We start from the raw sequence: 21564 nt of genomic DNA, 5'->3' as shown, positions 1-21564 counted from the left end.
AATATCCCTGTATTTATAGTTATATCGTTTGTTAAATTACGATGTCTTTTTATTAGTTAACTTTCTCGCTAAAACTGATAATTAACCACGGCGTAATAGGTCATCTTTTTTAAATCAATCAGATCATTAAGCGGGTTTTGCCCTTTATCTGGATTGTAATAACCTACACTGTTTGTCATACCAACTGACATCGAAATACTCTCTGTCATTTGGTAACCAATTTCTTCTCCATGTAAAATGGTTGGATCCAGTGAGTTACCGTGATAATTCCAGGACTGCCTTGGCATTAAGAAAATATTGAAATAAAAGTCGTCTGCAAATGCATAATCCACGGAAAATTGGTTGCTCAATCGGTATTCAATCAGTTGATTTCCACCAGCGGTTTTATATTCATGAAAGTTCTTTCTTAGCAATAGTGTATTGCTCAACGTTAAACCTTCTAACCACTCATCAAATGCCGCACTCCAACGAAGTTTCACGCGTGTTCCAAACTGCAGGTCATTTCTTCTAGAAGACTCTGACGTCGGAAATATCGCCCTAATTTCACCACTTACCGAGGACCCTTCAGTCGGATTAAATAGTCCGTTACGAGCCCATGACAAAGAAGTGTCATTCCAAAACTGGCCACGAGTACCATAAACATCGCCATCTTGCTGGTGATAGCCAGATACCACGAGTTGTAATCGAGATTTATCAGAAACGGCATAGCGCAAAACGCCCGTTGCTGAAGCTGAACGATTAGCTAAGTAGGCACTGTCTTCATAACCATTACGCGAGTAATCGACACTCACATATCCTGACCATGCGCTTTTTTCGTCGCTCTCGACCCACTCATCCTGCAAGTTATTTGCAAGTACAAGCGTGGGCGATGCCAACAATAGAATTGGCAATACTTTTGTTCTATTCATACTATCCTTCTGCTATTTATATCCGTCTCTCTTTTTAATAGTTATTCGCCGCCTGAGTTGTTTTGTTTGTTATTCTTTGTGAAGGGTGCGTAATAGGAATCGCGGATAATAACTCCTTGGTATATTCATTCTTTGGTGATGAATACACCTCTTTTGCGGTTCCCATTTCGACAATTTTCCCTTTTTTCATTACCGCTACGTGGTCTGAAATATGTTTAACCACCGATAAATCGTGTGAGATAAATATGATGGATAGATTCATCTCCTTTTGTATCTTGAGGAGTAAATTCAATATTTGAGCTTGTACTGATACATCCAACGCCGATACTGACTCATCACAAATAAGTAGTTTCGGTTTCAACGCAATCGCTCTAGCAATGCCAATGCGCTGCCTTTGACCACCGGAAAACTCATGGGGATAGCGGTTTACCGCCGTGTGAGGCAAACCTATCTTGTCGAGTAGTTCCAATACCCACTGTTTTCGCTCTGCTGGTGTACCAATACCATGAATCTTATAAGGCTCTTCCAGGATGCCACCGACTGTATGTCTCTGATTCAAAGACTCTAATGGATCTTGAAAGACAATCTGCATTTCACGGCGAAGCGGTCTCATCTGCTTTGAGTTCAAAGACGTGATCTCTTTACCCTCGAAGAAGATCTTGCCTTCCGTCGGTTCATACAACTTGAGAATGGTACGCCCAAGAGTGCTTTTACCGCATCCAGACTCGCCCACTAGCCCTAAGGTTTGACCTTGTTCTAAGCTGAACGAAACGCCATCGACGGCTTTGATTACATAACCTTTTTTGAAGACACCCTTACCCGTTAGGTAATACTGTTTTAAACCTTCGATTCTAAGTATTTCTGCCATTACGATGCCCCTTGGTATTCAGGAAAAAGTGACAGATCAAGAGGGTCAATCTGTATTGCTTGCTTGGGTTCTGAATCTAAGCCGGGAATCAGGCCAAGCAACCTCTTCGTATAAGGGTGTTTCGGGTAATCAAAAAGCTCAAAAACATCTGCGTTTTCAACAATTCGTCCGTCATACATCACCGCAACGTCATCACAGATCTCAGCAACCACACCTAAGTCATGAGTAATGAAAATCATCGCCATGCCCGTCTCTTCCTGAAGCTCTTTCATGAGCTTGAGGATCGAGGCTTGCACTGTCACATCCAACGCAGTGGTTGGTTCATCACAGATAAGCACATCCGGCTTACAAGCCAGTGCCATTGCGATCATCACTCGCTGCCTCATACCACCAGAAAGGTTGTGTGGGTACTCTTGAAATCTAAGCTCAGGCATCGGAATTTTTACTTTTTCTAGCAAGCCGATTGCGTAGTCCACCTTTTCAACCTTAGACATCTGGCGGTGGTGTAGATCAAGTACTTCTACTAATTGATTGCCAACGGTTTGAACTGGATTCAGCGCCGTCATTGGATCCTGGAAGATGATTGAGATGCGGTTGCCACGCATTTGGTACAAATCCTGCTCCGCCATCTTGGTCAGATCCGTCTCGCGATACCAAATCTCACCCGCTGTTACCTGCCCGTATGGTTTAGGTAACAGCCCCATGATCGACATTGATGTTACGCTTTTACCGCTGCCCGATTCACCCACTAAGCCCAAGGTTCTACCTGCTTTAACGTCAAATGAGACACCTTTTAGGATCTTGACTGCGCCTTCATCGGTGCTGAATTCCACCTCTAAATCGCGTACTTTTAGTACTGTTTGTTGCTTCATTTAATATTGCGCCCTATAGCCTGTAACGGTCGTCAATCACAGTGACAGGTTCGAACGTCTCGCCCTCTTTGTAAGCCAACTGAGTTTGTTGTTTTAATTCGGTATCAATCCAGAAATTACTGGTGCCTAGAATGTTGAACATCGCACCGGTTTTCTTCGTCATTGGGTTATTTGGAAACTTAACCCAACGCCAGTGTGCATCGCGTGTATAAGGCACCATGTAGCCTGGTACAATCACGTAAGCATTTGAGATTGCTTTTTGAATCTCTTTAGAAAGTTGGTGTTTTTTGTAAGCATCAAATTCAGATTTGAATGCTTCAATCTTGCGGTCCAACTCTGGCGAACTGTAGTTAGTGTGATTGTTGGTCTGTACTCGGTTTGCATTACTAGAGTGGAAGTACTCTTTGTATGCCGGAAGCTCACCTCCCCCCATATTCAAAAATGCAAGTTGATGCTTTTTCTCTAGGATGTATTTAAATGCCGCTGAGCCATCTACAAGGTTCAGGTTAAGCTCTAAACCCGCTAGCTTGGCTTGCTCTTTGAGATACGCAATACGAGGAGTCCAGATGTTGTAACCATAAGTAATCTTAAAGCTGAGACGCTCACCGCTTTTATTGAATCGAATACCATCAGGGCCAATGTTGGTAAAGCCAGCCGCTTCGAAATAACCAATAGCCAGCTCTGGTTCAAACGCAGGCGCTTTCGCATCTGGCAGGTCGTAATCACCATGACCGAAACCCATAGCGTGAGGCTTACGTGAGTAGTCACCGCGAAGTATGTTCTTGATCATGCCGTCGAAGTCGGTGGCGAAAGTGATCCCTTTACGGACGTTGATGTCATTTAGTAACGGCATTGAGGTATTCATCCACAAGCCACCCGCACCTTGTGGTGTTTGATTAAAGCCCCAAAACTTTTGAATGTAGCCTTTTGTAAAGGGTTCTGAATCCGTCTTCTCATGCCACATTTGCGGAAGAACCATAGCAAAAGTGTCTAATTTACCCTTCTCAAAGTGTTTACGTGCAATATCCGAATCGCGAATTACTTTGATACGTAATTTGTCGACATTAAAACGGTTCTGGTAATACTTGTTGTCGTATCCCCACCAATCGTCACCAACGTGTTTAAAGGTGATACTGCGACCTTTGTTGATCTTAGATATGTAGTAAGGCGACGTCGTTGGTTCAGCTTTGAAGTTATATTTACGAACAAAGTTGTCATCCATACCATCGCCGTTTTGATCATTAATATTGGCAAAATAGTGTTGCGGACGTGGCTGCAAGCCGTGACTTGGTGTATTGAGTAGCACCATCAGCTCATCATTACTCTTTGGCTCAGAGACAGTGATAGAGATTGTGTAGTCATCGAACTTCTCGACACTTTCGATACTGTTTCTGAAGAAATCGTTGTACCAAGGGTCAATAATGTCCTTAGAACGGTAGTACGTCAGCATGAACAGGTAATCATCTGCCGTCACCGCTTCACCGTCAGACCATTTGGCTTTTGGATTCAACTTAAAGTAAGCCGTTTTGTAGTCATCCGAAAACGCCCACTCATCAGCAAGTTGAGGGATCCACTTGCCCGTATTTGGGTGACGCTGAGCAAGCTTTGGCGTGCCATCCATAATGTAAAAGCGAATACCCGAGTTCGCGTCAGGGCCGACAGAGCGAAGAGTTTGTGGAAAGCTCAACATGTAACTACGCAGAGTTCCGCCACGTTTAGCCTCGTCCGACGCAAAAACAGGGTCTTGCCAGTTGCTCTGCCATTGCAGGTCGCTCGGTAGTGTGGCTGCCTGAGTCAAACCACTGAACAGCAGTGAAATAAGTGCAAATCTATACATGATTACTTCCTTGTTTCTATCTATATAGAGTGTATTTTTTCGGGTCGAAGGCAGTTCGAATGGCCTCGCCAATGAAGGTCACCATGACCAACACAGAAACAATCGCTGTTACCACAGACACAACAATCCATGGTGAATCCAAGTTCGACTTCCCTTGCTGCAACAGCTCGCCCCAGCTAGGAGTCGGTGGAACAAGGCCAAGGCCTAGATAATCCAACGCCGTAAGCGCAGTAATGTTCGCTGCAATAGTGAAAGGTGCTAGCGTCACTATCATCACCATGGTATTGGGCAAGATATGGTGGAAAATGATCCTTGCAGTGGAAGCACCTAAAGCTTTGGCAGCTAATACATATTCTCGCGCTGACTCCTTATATGTCATGGTTCGCATGTACCAGGTAATACCCATCCAACTGAATGCCACGTTGATCAGGACGAACAGCATAAAGGTGGGTTGCGCTATGGAAACCAAAATCATAATTACGTAGAGGAACGGCACCATTGACCACGTTTCAATCAGCCTTTGCACGACTAAATCGAATTTCCCACCAAAGAACCCCATTGCACAGCCAACCGTGACACCAATGACGTAGGCGATGCTCATTGTCAGCAAAGCAAAGCCCATCGCAGTTCGAAAGCCGTAGACCAAACGGGCAAGGATATCGCGACCAATAACGTCGGTGCCTAAGTAGTGTTGCGATTCAAAATCTGGAGCATTAGGCGGAAAGTTGCCTGAAAAGTCCTGTTCAAATGCATTCCAAGGAACCAATGGCAATAACACGAAGTCGCCATTGTTCTCATATTCAAAGTTTTGTTGCAGGTCGCGATAGTTAGTTTCTGCCGCATAGTCCAAACCAAATGTGCTACCTGAGTACACATCGGAAAAAATTGGGAAGAAGTACTCACCCTGGTAACGTACAACCAGCGCTTTGCTATTGATCAGCACTTCTGCACACAGAGACAAAATCAATAGTGTCGACAACAACATAAGTGACCAGTAGCCACGCTTGATCTCTTTGAAGCGCTTGATTTGTTTTCTGGTTAACGGGTTAATAGTGAACATATTTAATCCAGACATGATTACGCTCCAAACTTCACACGAGGATCGACAAGCGCAACGCACACATCAGATAAAATATTGCCAAGTAGCAGTACCAATGCGTTAATCGCAACAATACCCATCACCACCGGATAATCTCGCTCTACAATAGATTCGTAACCTAGCAGACCGATGCCATTGATATCGAAGATCACTTCAATCAAGAATGAGCCAGTCATGAAAAACAGTAGTGAGTTACCAAAATGGCTCGCAATCGGAATCAAGCTATTGCGAAGCGCATGCTTACGAATGGCTTGTCTAAATGGCAGACCTTTAGCAATCGCCGTTCGAATGTAATCCGATGAAAGGTTCTCCATCAGGTTATTTTTCATGGTCATGGTTAATGTGGCGAAATCACCAATTAAGTAACAAATTAGAGGCAGCACTGCATGCCAGAGGATGTCTGTCACCTGCTCTGAGAGTGTGGTGAAATCATCAAAATCATCATCGACAAACCCACCCATAGGGAACCACTCTAAGTGGTAGCTAAACAAAGTGATAAGCAGAACACCCACTACGTAGCCTGGTAATGCGTATCCAACAAAAATCATGATTGACGAAGCGGAGTCAAAAACGCTGCCGTGTTTCAATGCCTTGTAATAGCCAAGTGGGATCGAAATGAAGTAACTGATAAAGAAAGTGATGCCGCCATACATCGCAGACACTGGCAGTCGCTCAAAGATCATCTCAGTAACTGGTTCGTAGTAACGAGTCGATTCACCTAAGTCGAATTGAACCAAACGTGACAGCCAATCTAGGTAAGCTTCGGTTACAGGTTTATCTAACCCGTAAAACTTATTTAGATCTGCCAACTGTTCTTCTGAGAGTGCGGAGTTTTGGCCCACTACAGCGCTCGCCGAAGCGCCATCACCTTGTGGCTGCATATTAGCTAGCATGCGCTCCACCGGACCACCCGGCACAAAGCGGGTAATCGCGAAGATGAGTATTGTGATCCCTAGAAACGTCGGTACAACTAACGCGAAACGCTTCAATAAATATGCAACCATTTTATTTAGCCAAACTCCATTTATAACAACTGAGCATCAATATAATTAATGATAAAAAGTAGTCAAATGGTTACATTCGTGTACAAAAGGTTACAAACGGCGCAATGAAAACAGGAATAAAAATACATAAGATCAAACACTTATACTAGATTAAAAACTCAAACCAAACGTTTGCATTTTGTTTAGCTACAAACAGAGAATTTGAGAATTGCGCAGTCAGCTACAAAACTAACTTATGTATCAGTTAGCTTGATTGGTTTTCAGTTAGTGAGTCGGTGACCTAAGTAATTGAAAGTGTTGGAAATGAAGAAACGAAAAAGCCCGATATCTTAAATATCGGGCTTAATGGACAAAAGCGACAAATGAGTTGTGTTTACGAGCCTACATTAGACAAAGAAACCAATTGCTGGGTGTATTCATGTCGAGGGTTAGAAAAAAGCCGTTCCGTCTCGCCCTTTTCAATCACCTCCCCGGCCTTCATCACAATGGTATAGTGACAAAGTGATTTGACTACGTTCAAATCATGACTGATGAAAAGATAAGTCAGCTGATACTTTTCCTGTAGCGATTTCAGAAGCTCCAATACTTGCGCTTGAACTGTTCTATCCAAAGAGGACGTCGGCTCATCCAGTAAAATAAACTCTGGCTTGAGTACCAAGGCTCGTGCGATCGCGATCCGCTGCCTCTGCCCTCCTGAAAATTCATTCGGGTAGCGATGGCGCGTTTCAGGGTCTAAATCGACTTCCTTCATTACGTCACAAATGCGCTGGTCAAGTTCAGCTTCATCCAGTTCTTGATGCACTCGTAAGCCCTCACCTATTACTTGCGCGACCGACATACGCGGGTTCAGTGCTGAGAACGGATCTTGAAACACTACCTGCATTCGACTTCGATACGGCAGCATATCTTGACGATTCAACCCTTGGATTTGATTGCCATCGTATTGAATTGAACCCTCACTTTCGACCAGCTTCAGAATCGCCATACCTGTCGTCGATTTGCCCGAGCCACTCTCTCCAACCAACCCAATTGAGTGCCCCTGCTTTAGGTCAAACTGCATATCGGTTACCGCCTTCACGTGCGAGATGGTGCGTTTAAACAAACCACCTGTGATTGGGAACCACACTTTGAGCTGTTCAACATTAAGTAGTGAACTTGCATCAGCTGTAACAGGGACAGGCAAACCTTTAGGATCAGAATCTATCAGCTTTTTGGTATACGGATGCTTTGGTGTACTAAACAGCGAAACGCATTCACCTTCTTCAACTAACTCACCATCTTTCATAACAGCAACACGGTCAGCAATTTTGCGTACGATACTCAAATCGTGAGTAATAAACAGCATCGCCATACCAAGCTCTTGTTGAAGGTCTTTGAGCAAGTCCAGTATCTGGGCTTGTACCGACACGTCCAATGCCGTCGTTGGTTCGTCAGCAATTAGTAACTCAGGCTCATTAATCAGAGCCATCGCGATCATTACCCTTTGACGTTCCCCGCCTGAGAGTTCATGAGGGTATGCGTTTATCTTCTGCTCTGGGTTACGAATACCAACCTTAGAAAGCCATTCAACAGCTAAGGCTTGCGCTTTATTGGTTCGCATTCCACGGTGAATCGCTAGAGTCTCCACCAGCTGTTTACCCACTTTATGCAGTGGGTTCAGTGACACCATAGGCTCTTGGAAGATCATGCCAATGCGACCACCACGAATACCTCTCAGCTGACGTTCAGAACAGCTAAGGATATCGGTGCCAGAAAAGTTCACACGCCCAGTTAGATAGTGAGATGAACCTTTTGGTAGTAGCTTCAATACTGAGTTAGCAGTCACCGACTTTCCAGAACCACTTTCGCCCACCAAGGCTAATGTTTCCCCTTTATTTATCGACAAGGAGACATTGTGAGTGACTTGTTCAATGGTATTTTTACGACCGAAACCAACAGAGAGGTTTTCAATAGTCAGAACAGTATTATTCATTGTTATTGTTACCTCTGCTGATGTGGGTCAAATGCGTCGCGAACCGCTTCACCAACAAACACTAACAGTGTCAGCATCAGCGATAGTACAACAAACGCGGAAATACCAAGCCACGGTGCTTGGAGGTTAGCCTTGCCCTGAGCAAGTAACTCACCTAAAGAAGGTGACCCAGCAGGCAGACCAAAACCTAGGAAATCAAGTGACGTCAGCGTAGTCACTGATCCAGATAAAATGAATGGCATCATGGTTAACGATGCTACCATCGCATTGGGTAACATGTGACGCAGCATGATTCGCTTATCTTCAACGCCCATAGCTTGAGCTGCTCTAACATAATCAAAATTACGGCAACGTAAGAACTCCGCTCGCACAATCCCGACTAAACTCATCCAACTAAACAGCACCATAATGCCGAGCAACCACCAGAAGTTAGGCTCAATAAAGCTTGAAAGGATGATCAGTAAGAACAGTGTCGGCATCCCCGACCACACTTCAATAAAGCGCTGCCCAAACAGATCAACCCAACCACCGTAGTAACCCTGCGTAGCACCAACAGCCACACCGATAGCACTCGACACTATAGTAAGTACAAAACCAAACAACACCGAAATTCTAAAACCGTAAATGATCCGCGCTAATACGTCGCGCCCTTTATCATCCGTCCCCAACCAGTTAACTGAATCTGGCTGAGATGGGACCGCCCCAGAAATTTCAAAGTTAATAGTGTCGTAGCTAAAGCGAATCACAGGCCAGATCATGTAGCCTTTCTCTTCAATCAGTTCTATGACATAAGGGTCTTTGTAATCCGCTTCGGTTTCGAACTCACCACCGAACTCTGTTTCTGCATATTCAGTCGCAACCGGAAAGAACCATTGGTCGTCGTACGAAACTAATAGCGGTTTATCGTTAGCGATAATCTCAGCAAACAAGCTCAACACAAACAGAATGGAAAAGATCCACAAAGAGATAAAACCGCGTTTATTCGCTTTAAAGCGTAACCATCTTGCTTCTGCTAAAGGGTTTTTAAACTTCATTTAGAATTCACCATTAACGCGCTTCAAAGTCGATTCGAGGATCAACCCAGGTATAGGTAAGATCGGAGATAATGCTGAGAACGAGCCCAAGCAGAGTCATAATATAGAGAGAGCTAAATACCACAGGGTAATCTCGTTGAATTGTCGACTCGAAACCAAGCAGCCCTATCCCCTCTAGAGAAAACATTACCTCTATCAGCATTGAGCCAGTAAAGAAGATACTAATAAACGCACTCGGGAAACCAGCGATAATAATGAGCATCGCATTACGGAAAACATGTCGGTATAGGATACTGTTTTCGTCGAGTCCTTTGGCGCGAGCCGTGACAACGTATTGCTTGTTTATCTCATCAAGGAAAGAGTTCTTGGTCAGCATACTTAATGTTGCGAAGCCACCAATTACCATCGCAAAGATTGGTAACGCCAAGTGCCAGAAATAGTCGATGATTTGCTGATACCAATTGAGCTGGTCAAAATTGCTGGAGACTAACCCACGCAATGGGAACCAACTAAAGTAGTTACCGCTTGCGAACAGGATGATAAGAATGATCGCAAACAAGAAACCCGGAACCGCATAGCCGACAATCACCACCGCACTCGACCAGATATCAAACCGAGAGCCGTGATGGATGGCTTTCATAATACCCAGCGGAATCGATATGATGTAAATGATCAACGTACTCCACAACCCTAATGAGATAGAGACAGGCAAGCGCTCGACAATCAAATCGATAACATTGCCTCCTTTAAATAGGCTTTCACCAAAATTAAAGGTGGCGTAGTTTTTCAACATATCGAAATAGCGGACATGAATCGGCTTGTCGAAACCAAACTGCTTTTTGATCTCTTCAACGACTTCGGGGTCTAAACCGCGTGAGCCCTTGTAGCCACTCGAAGAAGCTTGTTCTGAATCGCTCAAGTCGACTTCTTGGCCACCGCCAGAGAAGCGCTCCATGATGCCAGAGTTGTGGCCTTCCAACTGAGCTACAGCTTGTTCTACAGGGCCACCGGGCGCGATCTGAATGATAAAAAAGTTGATGGTGATGATCGCCCACAATGTGGGGATCACCAGCAATAAACGTCTAAATATATACGCAGCCATGAGACTCCCTAACGACGTTTTTCAGGTAGTAACTTCGCTTTATCTTGCGAAATCCACCACGTATCAACACCAAGGTCATATTTTGGCAAGGTATCAGGACGCTCAAACTTATCCCACATCGCAACACGGTACTTACCTAAGTGCCACTGAGGAATGGTGTAGAAATTCCACTGTAGTACACGGTCAAGCGCTCGACCTAACGTAAGCAGTTTTTCAGGATCTTGTTGGCTCTTAGATATTTGTTCAGTCAAAGAGTCGATCACCGGATCGATAACACCAGCCGTGTTGTAAGTCGAGTCAATGTAGTTCGAGTTCCACGCAATCATCAAGTTCGGGCTTGGATAAGCGTTCGCTGAATATGCCGAAGAGACCATATCAAAATCACGATCACGTAAGCGCTTGATGTATTGGGTCGTATCAACCGTTCGGATCTTCATATCAATACCCATTCGTTTCAGGTTTTTCTGAAGTGGGATAGAAATACGCTCAGTGGTCGGGCTATAGATAAGCAATTCGAAAGAGAGTGTCTGCCCCGTTTTCTCGTTGGTCATCACTTTGTTTTTCAGCACCCAACCCGCCTCTTTAAGAAGCTTAAAGGCTGTTCTCATTTGGGTACGGATACGGCCGCTGCCATCAGTGACTGGTGGTTGGAACTCTTCAGTAAATACTCGTGGAGGAATTTGGTCTTTGAATTCAGAAAGTACCGCCACTTCTGCATCAGACGGCAAGCCTATTGCTTCATACTCTGTGTTTTGGAAGTAGCTTCGAGTGCGATCGTATTGGTTGTAGAACATGTTCTTGTTCATCCACTCAAAATCCATCGCATAAGTTAATGCCTCACGAACCTTAGGATCTTTAAACACATCTGATTGAGTGTTGAACACAAAGCCTTGTGCCGATTCTGGACGCTCGTGAGCGATCTCTTCTTTTACGATGTAGCCCTTATCAAAGTTGCTACCTGTGTAAGAGTTTGCCCAAAACTTAGCGGAGTTCTCCATACGGAAATCAAATTCACCCGCTTTAAAGGCTTCTAGCATTACCGTATCGTCACGATAGTAATCGTATTGGACACGCTCGAAGTTGTTGCGACCAACATTGACAGGTAAATCTGCAGCCCAGTAATTCTCGTCTAATCCGTAAGTGACACTTTGGCCAGACTTATAATTGATCACCTTATAAGGACCACTGCCTACAGGCGGTTCACTCAAAGGTTCAGAGAGCTTCTTGTCTTGCCAGTAATGCTTTGGCAACACACGAGTGCTTTGCGCAAAACTGAACAGCTTCTCACGATTTGGCGTTTCCATCTCAATTCGGACCACTAAATCAGAAACAGCGGTAACGGATTTAATGTCTTTGTAGTAAACGCGATATTGAGGGACACCCTCTTCTGAAAACTTATCGAAAGTAAACGCGACATCGTGCGCAGTGATTGGTTTACCGTCATGGAAACGCGCATTCGGATTAATGTCTATTTCTAGCCATGAAAAGTCACTAGCGTAGCGCACCTTTGAAGCGATAAGCGGGTAATACGCATCTATTTCATCCGATGGTGAAAACATCAAGGTATCGTAAAGTTCACCACTGTAACTTGCTGATACACCACGCGATCCAAAGCGGTTAAAACTGTCGAATGTACCGATAGCCCCATAGGTAATTTTACCTTGCTTAGGCGCATCTGGGTTTACATAATCGAAGTGTTTGAAATCAGCTGGATACTTGGCTTCACCAAACCCAACTAACTGGGTCGTTTCGATGACTTGAACGCCACCTTCAGAAGCAAATGAAGAGATAGGTAAGAGCGCCATGAGAGGCAGTGCTAGTGCGCGTGAGCGGTGGGTTAAGCGAAAAAATGTCGACCGTTTAATTGGATTAACTCGGCAATCTGTTCCCATTTGACTCTCCCTGCAAATGATAAAATAAATAGTGTGATTGAATACGCCACAAGTTGGACACACGATAATAAAAATAAGTATAGAGAAAAATCTAACGCCATGTAATAACTAATAAAACACTTAGTGCGTCGAAACAGACTTTTCTCGAGTAAAACCCTAAAGAACCCTACCCTAGTAAAAACGCTACCTGCGCTTACATTTCTTTTCTCTTAAAATGTAAGGAAGTTCAAATTATGTAAGTGATTGATTTTATTTCTCTGCGTATCCTTTACTCTTCCACCTCCGAATACTATGCTAATTTTACCGTACACAAATGCACTTAGAGGGTAATATGAACCTACAGCGGGAAGGAATGACAATCAATCAACGCAACATTGAGCGTTACTTTGAGTTAGTCAACCTAACCACCGAACAAGTTCAAACTCTCTCTCATCATCTAGCTCAACTGAGCATAAATCACTCAGAATTCTCAGATAGATACCTTCATCAATTGAGGACTAAAACCCGATTTTCCCATCCTGAAGTGCATAGCTGTCTGTCGCATGGTCCTCTTTGCAACGCTATTAAGCATCATATACAGACCTGGTTAACTTGCAGTTACACTCAAAAAAATTTCAATTATCATGTTCGGCTTGTTACTGAGTTAAACGCCCATCACGTTACGGTGGCCGAATTCCTGTTATGTGGCCTAGCGGTAAAAGCCAATTTACTGTCCCAACTCAAACACTCACTTCATACTCACCACATTGACTCAGCAAGGCTAATTAGAGATTTTGAAAAGTGGCTCACAGTAGACGAACACATCTTGAGAGACTTGGAACTCAACCATCAACTTGAAAAACTGCGCCAAGCCACCAGCTTTAAAGACGAACTGACCAACGTCTACAGTTACGCCGTCTTTTTAGAGGAGCTCGACCGAGCAATCGCATTGTGCGATCGAACCTGTCAGCCTTTAACTGTTGTTCATTTCGATATTAACCAACTCAATACCATTAACCACAAACATGGCTTTCAAGTTGGAGACGCTGTCTTACAACAATTCGCTTCTGTTTGCATAGAACAACTAAGAAAAACCGAAACTATTGCCCGTGACGATGATGAGTTTTTCATCCTCTTACCCAACACTTCCCTTAAGGAAGCACGTAATGTGTTTAGCCGACTGGTTGAGCTGTTTGATAATGCTTCTGAAATCCCAGTCACACTCACAGCGGGAGCAAGTAGTTACGTTCCTGATTCGGATCTCACTCTAGAACAAGTTTTAAAGCGAACTCGAGCCCAGCTCGCCAGAGCAAAAACTCGCTCGGCATCAAATGACACTCACCATTGCTGCCTCGATATCGATGGTAAAATGGATAACGTGCTGCATTTTGCTCGATAAAAATAATCCCACATATAGCAATACCTCAAAACGAGATGACGTATACTGAATAGAGTAATCACGCTTTGTTACAGCGTCTGACTTTCAGGAACCTGCTTTGAACACACCGAGTCACCTAACTATTACGACATTCAACCTTTTCAACTACCTTGAGCCACCCAACGCTTACTATGATTTTGAGAATATCTATAGCTTTGAGGAGTGGTCTAAGAAACAAGGGTGGATAAAGAATGCCATTAAAGAGGCCGACAGTGACATTATTGGCTTTCAAGAGGTGTTCAGCCCGGCTTCGCTTGAGGCACTAGTCAATGAGCTCGGATACCCTTTTTTTAGTGTTGTCGATAAACCCAATGTCGAGAGTGATTACCTGTTTAGAGATCCCGTTGTTGCCATTGCATCACGTTATCCGATCAAGGAAACTCGCGCAGTTTCCCTATCTTTGCAATTTCAAAAGCAGTTCAATATAGAGCTTTTAAAGGAATTTAGATTTAATCGCTTGCCTGTCCACGCAACGATTGAACTCCCTCATCTTGGCTTAACGGATTGTTATGTGGTCCATTTTAAATCTCAGCGCCCTATTCAGGCTGAGAGCTCAGATACAGAGCTACAAAACGCGTCCTTGAAAACACCAGTTCATAGCGAAACCTTGACTCAATTCCACCAAGAAGGACTTGGGTGGTGGCTTTCAAGCGTACAGAGAGGGCTAGAAGTACAAGTATTGCACGAATACATCACACGACAACGTCATCAATTCGAGCGTCCTGTTGTGTTAATGGGGGATTTCAATAAACCACTCACCAGCGATGAGTTTAAAGGGTTACTCAACGATTCACTCAACAGAAATGAAGAGAGCCAGCACTGGTTGAAATACTTTCGCTTGCGCGATAGCTGGGAGCTCTATCATCAGCTTCATCAAGAAGATCTATTGGTTCAGCGTCCACCGACTCACTATTATGGAGCGAGTGGTTCAGTGCTCGACTACATCCTGCTTTCTAATGAATTTGATTGCCAAAACTCTTCTAGCATCATGGAGATCACCAACTATCAGGTGCAAGACCAGCATCTGATTAACCCCAGCTTTGAAGTCGACCAATTTAGTACTGATCATGGTGTAGTGAGCGTGACTGCGCATATCCGATCGTTTTAATCGCTAAATACCAGATACGAAAAAGCCGCGATAAAAGTCGCGGCTAGCCTGTTCCCCAACGAGGCTTAACATAAGTTCAGCAATTAAAAGTGGTAGCTCACCGCTGCATAAAAAGAATTAATAGTGACTGTGTCCGCTTTTTGGGTTGTGCCGTTATTGTAACGATGCTGGATATCAAACGTATCTGACTCGTAAGCCACTCTAACCGACAAATCTTTTAACTGGCGAGGCATGAACTCAACACCTAAACCAAACCTAACTGCCTCACCTTTATCATCAAAATTCTGGATATTGCTATCTAGATCAATATAAGTTAATCCGATCAGACCGAATGGGCGAAGGCCATTATCAAATGTATATCCAATATTACCGGCAATAGATAAAGCTGTTGGCTCCATCTTAGTCTCGTTAGTTCCTTTGCCTTTAATTTCACCGTAATTCGTATATTGAAACTCGATAGATGAAACTCGGTTGAACTTAAATCCTGTTATAGCACGGACAGTCAAGTCTTCAGCGTCCAAAACGTCGGTTGCTTTTGTATCGGACGTTATATCGCTGTCTCCCAAACCGCCGCCTACATACCATCCCCTATCCATTGCTGCCATAGAATTAAAAGAAAGACCTGACATTAGAACTGCGCCAAGAACTAGTTTTTTGTTCATTGCTTTTTAACCTTGATTATCACTGCATATGTTTGGCTGCCTTTAAGGCAAGCACGAATTCATTTCGGGTAGTTCCGAATTGCAGAGAAGATTAATTGCGGCTGGTCAGGAAAAATAAACAAAACCATCATGACTTTATAACGATAAGAAACAAACACTATAACGCACTGATTTTTAGAGAAATAACATCTTCACACATCAATCACACACACGCCTAAACAAAAATAAAATCAAATCAACACCACTTACATCCGTTTACATTCGGTTTATCTTCGCAAGGCATAATTAGCGCCAAGAAAAAAGATTGGACACAAAACCACCTAACACAAATCGAAGCGCAAACACTATGAAGCACATACAAATCATCTCTAACTTGGTAATTAACACCAAAAACAAAACCATCGCCAATCAAGATGGAAAACAAGTCACGCTGCGCCCTCTTGCTTATGACGTGCTTCAAGTGCTAATTAAAAATGATGGGCTTGCAGTGTCTAGAGATGAACTGTTCGCACAATGTTGGACAGGTTGTATCGTTTCAGATCAAGCCTTAACAAATGTCATCTCAAACATCAGGCAAACACTGCTACGTTTGAGGGCGGAAGGTGTTGAAGTGCTAACTGTGAATAAAGTCGGTTACCGTTTTTGCATTACTGAACCCAAGCACCCCACTTTGTTAAAAAAATTCAATACAGAAGATACAAATACAAAGCATCAAAAAGAACTAATACAAGCACAGTGTGACATTGTCACTCATGGGAACCCACATCAGGTCTCTACGACTCAAAACGAATCCGTTCGTTTGCCTGTGCAAAACCAAAGTAACTTCACTCAGTTTTTGCTTGGGTTAATACGTTCTACACAAATAGGTTCAAAAATAGATAGCCACAATTGCTACCTAACTCATTCTCAAGGGCCTGGTTTTCTTCAGGTGCTAGGCTTGTTGATGGCATTCGGCTTACTCGCCGTTACTGCTTATTGTTCAATGATACACGCCAAGGACAGAAGTAATTTAGATCAGCAGCATTTTGAAAAGTTAACCAACAACAATAAGACGCTTTACGTCAATGATGAGTCGGAGTACCTCTTGGCTTTGCAGATTTTAAACAACGCTATTTACGCAAATGAGCTATTGCAGACGGAATGCCCAGTCTCTTTGTTGATTAAGTTTGATGAGTCGACAACGTACGCAAATCATTACAGCTTGAACGCGCAAATTTTTGACCTTGGTGATCTGGATGATTTGAAATATAGCCACTCGTCCTTGAGCCAAAATGAGCTAGTCCCTGCAATAAATACCATGATTAAGAACAGTATGTCATTGTGCGCCTATTAGAAGCTATCACGACAAACTCACCTCATAATGAAAAGTCACGCTGTCATCATCTCCAAATGAGACAGCCGCTTTTCCGTTTTTGCCGAGAAACAATTCGGGTAACAAATAATAATCACTATTATGCTCGCCATGCACACAGCTCAACCTTGCTTGTAAGAGATAGCCGCTAACAAACGTTTTATCTCGATCAGAGTAGTTTTCGGTTACTTTACTGTAATAAGTACAGTCGCTTTTTGCCGTAGCCTGCCAAGTATTCATTTGATGAACTTCGATGTTTAAATCCAACCTGTTCTCATCATTAATCAACTTAACGCTTAACGAGGAAGCAGATAGACCAAACGACAATAAACTTAATGCGCTAATCACAGATAAGCGCCACATCCTGTTGTTCATAGTATCAATATACTCTCTCAGAAGTTAAAGCTTGCGCCAAGGTAAGTACTCGCCACACTGTATGACTCAGTCACTCCACGGTATGTAATATCAAACTCATCCTTCTCATAAGCGAGTCTAAAAGTCACCTGGCGTAAAGCAGGGTGAGTGTATTCAACACCAGCACCTAATCTCATTAATGCTTCCTGTTCGTCATTCGAACCGCCGCCAGGTGACGTGGCTTGTAGGTCCACCATACCTAGACCTACAGTGACAAATGGTCGAATACCAATATTGAACTGATAACCTACATTAGCTGCCAATGAATAACTTGCGAGTGCAGCAGTTACCTTTCCTGCATGCTTTGGCGATCGGTAAACCGTATCAGCATAATTGGTATACTGCCCTTCAAAGCCGATATTTTGATTTAATTTAAAGCCGCCATACACTTTATATGTCTGACCGTCAGTCTCTGACCAAATTGGGTCCGACTCTTTTTCAGCCCACCCGCCATCATCGAAATCAGTCTCTCCCACACCAACGCCTAAGTAAAACGGTGAATCAGAAGCGTGAACATTGAGTGATAGTAAGCTTGCAGCAAGCAGGAATTGAGTTTTCATAAAGAGCTCCTAGTTGATTAAGTAAGCGCTGCAACCTACCAACAAAGCCTTCAAAAAAATAAACGACGAGCACACCGTTTTATAACCAACTCTATTTTTAATAAGAGATCGATCATAACCATATGAAGTTTAATCATTTATATTCTTTTAGACTTTTCTATACTGCTCTTTCAGCCCGACTCGAAATAAAGTGATTCAAACATATTAGGGCATGAGAATTGACCTAATCTTTCACCATCAACTAACCCTACCCCATACTGATACAACTATCACTTACGTGATCCAATTCAATCTTTTCGGCGCCATCGAAACGTTTCGATGATCGTTATCACACTCTTTCTGAATGATTCGTGCATTTCATCATTCAAACACTATTATTCTTATCGAAACGTTTCGATGGCGTTTTCTTGTCTCTGTTCCGACATCGAAAAATTGCCCAATAGGTAGTGTTATGAAAAAAAGTACTCTAATTAATTCCGATCTTTCTTATCTTGTGGCGACTCTAGGTCACACTGATGAAATCACTATCTGTGATGCGGGCCTGCCGATCCCCGATCACGTGCGCCGTATCGATTTAGCGCTTACACATGGCGTACCAAGCTTTGCACAAACCGTAAAAACCATGCTTGATGAATCTCAAATCGAAGGCGTGGTTATTGCCGAAGAGTTTGCGCAAGTAAGTCCAGAACATCACGCGGTGCTGATTGACCAACTCAAAACGGAAGAAGCACGTTGCGGCAAAACTATCGCGATTAACTACGTAAGCCATGAAGAATTCAAACAACGCACCAATGAGAGTCGCGCTGTAATACGCACGGGCGAATGTACGCCCTATGCAAATGTCATCTTTCAAGCTGGCGTAACTTTTTAAGCGAACCAAACAACCTGGCCCCGAGTAAAGGAAACCACATGACTCAAGCCATTTTAGAACTTAACTCAATTGAGAAAGCTTTCCCTGGTGTAAAAGCCTTGGATAAAGCGAGCCTCAACGTTTACCCAGGACGCGTTATGGCGCTAATGGGCGAAAACGGCGCAGGTAAATCGACCTTAATGAAAGTGTTGACGGGTATCTACCACCTTGATGGTGGCACCATTCACTACCAAGGTCAGCCAGCGGCATTTAAAGGCCCACGCGATTCTCAGCAAGCGGGTATAAGTATTATTCACCAAGAATTAAACCTGATTCCTGAACTGACGATTGCGGAAAACATCTTTCTAGGTCGTGAAATCACTGGAACGTTGGGTCGAATTCTATGGAACGAAATGTACCAAGAAGCCGACAAACTACTGAAACGCCTAAACGTAAAACACAGTTCTAAAACACCACTGGGCGAGCTAAGCCTTGGTGAGCAACAGATGGTAGAGATCGCGAAAGCCCTATCGTTTGAATCTAAGGTCATCATCATGGATGAACCAACTGATGCCCTTACTGATACGGAAACCGAATCTCTTTTCAAAGTGATTAACGAATTGCGTGATGAAGGCTGTGGCATTGTTTACATCTCTCACCGACTGAAAGAGATCTTCGAGATTTGTGATGACATTACCGTACTGCGTGATGGCAAATTCATTGGTCAATGTGAAGTGAAAGACACCAATGAAGATGGCCTTATCGAAATGATGGTAGGCCGTAAGCTAGACGAACAATACCCACGTATCGAACCAACTCACGGTGAGACTTGTTTAGAGGTTATTGGCTTAACAGGCTCTGGTGTACACGACGTTAGCTTCACGCTAAAACGCGGCGAAATCCTTGGCGTGTCTGGTTTGATGGGTGCAGGACGCACTGAACTAATGAAAGTCATCTACGGTGCCCTACCGAGCGAACGCGGCGTCATTAACCTAGATAACAAAACCATTAACCCAGCAAGTCCAAGAGACGGCTTGGCTAATGGCATCGCTTATATCTCTGAAGATCGTAAAGGTGATGGCCTAGTGCTTGGTCTGTCGGTGAAAGAGAACATGTCTCTTTGCTCTCTAGACATCCTAACCAAAGGCGCGCAAATCCAACACAAAGACGAAGTAATCGCAGTGGATGACTTCATCAAACTATTCAACATCAAGACCCCTACTCGCGAACAAATCATTGGCAACCTATCTGGTGGTAACCAGCAGAAAGTGGCCATCGCTAAAGGCTTGATGACCAAACCTAAAGTTCTGATTCTCGACGAGCCAACCCGTGGTGTCGATGTCGGTGCGAAAAAAGAGATTTACCAGCTTATCAACAAATTTAAGGCTGACGGAATGAGCATCATCCTTGTCTCTTCTGAAATGCCGGAAGTTTTGGGAATGAGTGACCGCATCATGGTGATGCATGAAGGCCGCGTGAGTGGCGAATTTGACGCTAAAGAAGCAAACCAAGAATTATTACTGGCATGTGCGGTCGGTAAAAAGATCAACGAGGACGCAGCATGAGTACTAATACCATGAGCAAAACAACTGAAACACCAGCAAAGAAGTCTCTACTGAGCAAAGAGTGGCTGATTGAACAAAAATCACTGATCGCTTTGATCTTTCTGATTGTCGTTGTTTCTTTCTTAAACCCAAACTTTTTTACAGTCGACAACATCCTCAACATCCTACGCCAAACATCGGTTAACGCCATCATCGCGGTAGGTATGACACTGGTTATTCTGACTGCCGGCATCGACCTGAGCGTCGGTTCGGTACTTGCACTTTGTGGTGCGTTCGCAGCCAGTATGATTGGCATGGAAGTTCCTGTGATGGTTGCAGTCCCAACGGCATTAGTAGCAGGTGCTGCGCTAGGTGCAATCAGTGGTGTGATCATCGCGAAAGGTAAGGTTCAAGCCTTCATCGCAACCCTAGTAACCATGACGCTTCTACGTGGTGTGACCATGGTTTACACCGATGGTCGTCCAATTTCTACTGGCTTTACTGACACAGCAGACGCGTTTGCTTGGTTTGGTACAGGCTACGCAATGGGCATCCCAGTTCCAGTATGGATCATGACAGTTGTATTCGCTGCTGTTTGGTACCTACTTAACCACACTCGCTTTGGTCGCTACGTTTACGCACTAGGTGGTAACGAATCAGCAACTCGCCTATCGGGTATCGACGTAGACAAAGTAAAAATCGGTGTGTACGCCATCTGTGGTCTACTTGCTGCCGTAGCAGGCATCATCGTTGCTTCTCGTCTCTCTTCAGCACAGCCAACTGCAGGTATGGGCTATGAACTAGACGCCATCGCAGCCGTTGTACTTGGTGGTACCAGCTTAGCCGGCGGTCGTGGTCGCATCATGGGCACATTGATTGGTGCTCTGATTATCGGCTTCCTGAACAACGCACTGAACCTATTAGACGTTTCTTCTTACTACCAGATGATTGCAAAAGCAGTGGTTATTCTTCTGGCGGTATTGGTTGATAACAAAAACAAGTGACACATTAAACGACTCTAGTTTGAGTCAACGTAACACCTTAATAAATTAATAATATAACAACGAGCT

General features: G+C 43.9%; 19 protein-coding genes. 6 read left to right on the top strand and 13 right to left on the bottom strand.

Annotated elements, in window-relative coordinates; genetic code table 11:
* Window positions 1-68 precede the first annotated feature (68 nt).
* The 10 genes from FIV04_RS21420 to FIV04_RS21375 all read right to left on the bottom strand — a co-directional run bounded on the left by FIV04_RS21420 (window position 69) and on the right by FIV04_RS21375 (window position 12588).
* A complete protein-coding gene (locus FIV04_RS21420; protein WP_152470462.1) occupies window positions 69-908 on the bottom strand; it encodes a hypothetical protein in 840 nt (279 codons plus the stop codon).
* Between the two features lie 34 nt (window positions 909-942).
* The gene (locus tag FIV04_RS21415; RefSeq protein WP_152470461.1) at window positions 943-1776 is read right to left on the bottom strand and encodes an ABC transporter ATP-binding protein; all 834 of its coding nucleotides are present in this window, start codon (window positions 1774-1776) and stop codon (window positions 943-945) included.
* Entirely contained in the window at window positions 1776-2648 is an 873-nt protein-coding gene (locus FIV04_RS21410) for an ABC transporter ATP-binding protein (RefSeq protein ID WP_152470460.1), read from the bottom strand. The genes FIV04_RS21415 and FIV04_RS21410 overlap by 1 nt, the downstream gene beginning before the upstream one ends.
* Before the next feature lie 13 nt (window positions 2649-2661).
* Entirely contained in the window at window positions 2662-4485 is a 1824-nt protein-coding gene (locus tag FIV04_RS21405) for an extracellular solute-binding protein (protein WP_152470459.1), read from the bottom strand.
* A gap of 16 nt (window positions 4486-4501) precedes the next feature.
* Window positions 4502-5545: an ABC transporter permease gene (locus tag FIV04_RS21400; protein ID WP_152470687.1), complete on the bottom strand. Its 1044-nt coding sequence runs from the start codon at window positions 5543-5545 to the stop codon at window positions 4502-4504.
* A 17-nt stretch (window positions 5546-5562) separates the two neighbouring features.
* The gene (locus FIV04_RS21395; RefSeq protein ID WP_032552373.1) at window positions 5563-6588 is read right to left on the bottom strand and encodes an ABC transporter permease subunit; all 1026 of its coding nucleotides are present in this window, start codon (window positions 6586-6588) and stop codon (window positions 5563-5565) included.
* A 373-nt stretch (window positions 6589-6961) separates the two neighbouring features.
* Window positions 6962-8560, bottom strand: a complete 1599-nt coding sequence (gene yejF / locus FIV04_RS21390; protein ID WP_152470458.1) for a microcin C ABC transporter ATP-binding protein YejF — start codon at window positions 8558-8560, stop codon at window positions 6962-6964.
* Window positions 8561-8568: 8 nt separating this feature from the next.
* A complete protein-coding gene (locus FIV04_RS21385) occupies window positions 8569-9594 on the bottom strand; it encodes an ABC transporter permease (protein WP_032552369.1) in 1026 nt (341 codons plus the stop codon).
* Between the two features lie 13 nt (window positions 9595-9607).
* Complete coding sequence (locus FIV04_RS21380; protein ID WP_032552367.1) at window positions 9608-10696, bottom strand: microcin C ABC transporter permease YejB; 1089 nt, start codon at window positions 10694-10696, stop codon at window positions 9608-9610.
* An 8-nt stretch (window positions 10697-10704) separates the two neighbouring features.
* Window positions 10705-12588 carry an extracellular solute-binding protein gene (locus FIV04_RS21375; protein WP_152470457.1) on the bottom strand — a complete coding sequence of 628 codons (1884 nt, stop codon included), beginning with the start codon at window positions 12586-12588 and terminating at the stop codon, window positions 10705-10707.
* An 805-nt stretch (window positions 12589-13393) separates the two neighbouring features.
* Between FIV04_RS21375 and FIV04_RS21370 the strand changes: the two genes are divergently transcribed.
* Both FIV04_RS21370 and FIV04_RS21365 read left to right on the top strand, forming a co-directional pair.
* Window positions 13394-13966 carry a GGDEF domain-containing protein gene (locus tag FIV04_RS21370; protein ID WP_216651673.1) on the top strand — a complete coding sequence of 191 codons (573 nt, stop codon included), beginning with the start codon at window positions 13394-13396 and terminating at the stop codon, window positions 13964-13966.
* Between the two features lie 97 nt (window positions 13967-14063).
* Complete coding sequence (locus FIV04_RS21365; protein ID WP_152470455.1) at window positions 14064-15113, top strand: endonuclease/exonuclease/phosphatase family protein; 1050 nt, start codon at window positions 14064-14066, stop codon at window positions 15111-15113.
* 83 nt (window positions 15114-15196) lie between these two features.
* Here the strand turns inward: FIV04_RS21365 and FIV04_RS21360 are convergent, their stop codons facing one another.
* Complete coding sequence (locus tag FIV04_RS21360) at window positions 15197-15775, bottom strand: porin family protein (protein WP_152470454.1); 579 nt, start codon at window positions 15773-15775, stop codon at window positions 15197-15199.
* A 346-nt stretch (window positions 15776-16121) separates the two neighbouring features.
* On the opposite strand from FIV04_RS21360, the gene FIV04_RS21355 reads away from it, so the two are divergent.
* Window positions 16122-17108 (top strand): winged helix-turn-helix domain-containing protein, encoded by a 987-nt coding sequence (locus FIV04_RS21355; RefSeq protein WP_152470453.1) that lies wholly within the window; start codon window positions 16122-16124, stop codon window positions 17106-17108.
* A 6-nt stretch (window positions 17109-17114) separates the two neighbouring features.
* On the opposite strand, the gene FIV04_RS21350 is transcribed toward FIV04_RS21355, so the two are convergent.
* Window positions 17115-17474: a hypothetical protein gene (locus FIV04_RS21350; protein WP_172974298.1), complete on the bottom strand. Its 360-nt coding sequence runs from the start codon at window positions 17472-17474 to the stop codon at window positions 17115-17117.
* A gap of 44 nt (window positions 17475-17518) precedes the next feature.
* Window positions 17519-18100 (bottom strand): outer membrane beta-barrel protein, encoded by a 582-nt coding sequence (locus FIV04_RS21345; protein ID WP_152470451.1) that lies wholly within the window; start codon window positions 18098-18100, stop codon window positions 17519-17521.
* A gap of 451 nt (window positions 18101-18551) precedes the next feature.
* On the opposite strand from FIV04_RS21345, the gene rbsD reads away from it, so the two are divergent.
* The 3 genes from rbsD to rbsC are packed head-to-tail and all read left to right on the top strand — an operon-like array spanning window position 18552 to window position 21498.
* Window positions 18552-18971 (top strand): D-ribose pyranase, encoded by a 420-nt coding sequence (rbsD, locus tag FIV04_RS21340; protein WP_032552361.1) that lies wholly within the window; start codon window positions 18552-18554, stop codon window positions 18969-18971.
* 38 nt (window positions 18972-19009) lie between these two features.
* Window positions 19010-20515 carry a ribose ABC transporter ATP-binding protein RbsA gene (gene rbsA, locus FIV04_RS21335; protein WP_150869752.1) on the top strand — a complete coding sequence of 502 codons (1506 nt, stop codon included), beginning with the start codon at window positions 19010-19012 and terminating at the stop codon, window positions 20513-20515.
* A complete protein-coding gene (gene rbsC, locus FIV04_RS21330) occupies window positions 20512-21498 on the top strand; it encodes a ribose ABC transporter permease (RefSeq protein WP_032552359.1) in 987 nt (328 codons plus the stop codon). The genes rbsA and rbsC overlap by 4 nt, the downstream gene beginning before the upstream one ends.
* The last annotated feature ends 66 nt before the right edge of the window (window positions 21499-21564 follow it).

Source organism: Vibrio sp. THAF190c (assembly GCF_009363355.1).
GTDB classification, from domain to species: domain Bacteria; phylum Pseudomonadota; class Gammaproteobacteria; order Enterobacterales; family Vibrionaceae; genus Vibrio; species Vibrio fortis_A.
The sequence above is the reverse complement of the archived record's forward strand: the minus strand, read 5'-3'. Positions and strand labels throughout refer to the sequence as shown.

What these genes read in the sequence shown, in the direction of transcription:
- FIV04_RS21420 (WP_152470462.1), bottom strand. Translation starts at nt 908, where the DNA reads ATGAATAGAACAAAAGTATTGCCAATTCTATTGTTGGCATCGCCCACG.
- FIV04_RS21360 (WP_152470454.1), bottom strand. Translation starts at nt 15,775, where the DNA reads ATGAACAAAAAACTAGTTCTTGGCGCAGTTCTAATGTCAGGTCTTTCT.
- FIV04_RS21395 (WP_032552373.1), bottom strand. Translation starts at nt 6,588, where the DNA reads ATGGTTGCATATTTATTGAAGCGTTTCGCGTTAGTTGTACCGACGTTT.
- rbsD (WP_032552361.1), top strand. Translation starts at nt 18,552, where the DNA reads ATGAAAAAAAGTACTCTAATTAATTCCGATCTTTCTTATCTTGTGGCG.
- FIV04_RS21375 (WP_152470457.1), bottom strand. Translation starts at nt 12,588, where the DNA reads ATGGGAACAGATTGCCGAGTTAATCCAATTAAACGGTCGACATTTTTT.
- FIV04_RS21400 (WP_152470687.1), bottom strand. Translation starts at nt 5,545, where the DNA reads ATGTTCACTATTAACCCGTTAACCAGAAAACAAATCAAGCGCTTCAAA.
- FIV04_RS21385 (WP_032552369.1), bottom strand. Translation starts at nt 9,594, where the DNA reads ATGAAGTTTAAAAACCCTTTAGCAGAAGCAAGATGGTTACGCTTTAAA.
- FIV04_RS21345 (WP_152470451.1), bottom strand. Translation starts at nt 18,100, where the DNA reads ATGAAAACTCAATTCCTGCTTGCTGCAAGCTTACTATCACTCAATGTT.
- FIV04_RS21380 (WP_032552367.1), bottom strand. Translation starts at nt 10,696, where the DNA reads ATGGCTGCGTATATATTTAGACGTTTATTGCTGGTGATCCCCACATTG.
- rbsA (WP_150869752.1), top strand. Translation starts at nt 19,010, where the DNA reads ATGACTCAAGCCATTTTAGAACTTAACTCAATTGAGAAAGCTTTCCCT.
- yejF (WP_152470458.1), bottom strand. Translation starts at nt 8,560, where the DNA reads ATGAATAATACTGTTCTGACTATTGAAAACCTCTCTGTTGGTTTCGGT.
- FIV04_RS21410 (WP_152470460.1), bottom strand. Translation starts at nt 2,648, where the DNA reads ATGAAGCAACAAACAGTACTAAAAGTACGCGATTTAGAGGTGGAATTC.
- FIV04_RS21415 (WP_152470461.1), bottom strand. Translation starts at nt 1,776, where the DNA reads ATGGCAGAAATACTTAGAATCGAAGGTTTAAAACAGTATTACCTAACG.
- rbsC (WP_032552359.1), top strand. Translation starts at nt 20,512, where the DNA reads ATGAGTACTAATACCATGAGCAAAACAACTGAAACACCAGCAAAGAAG.
- FIV04_RS21355 (WP_152470453.1), top strand. Translation starts at nt 16,122, where the DNA reads ATGAAGCACATACAAATCATCTCTAACTTGGTAATTAACACCAAAAAC.
- FIV04_RS21405 (WP_152470459.1), bottom strand. Translation starts at nt 4,485, where the DNA reads ATGTATAGATTTGCACTTATTTCACTGCTGTTCAGTGGTTTGACTCAG.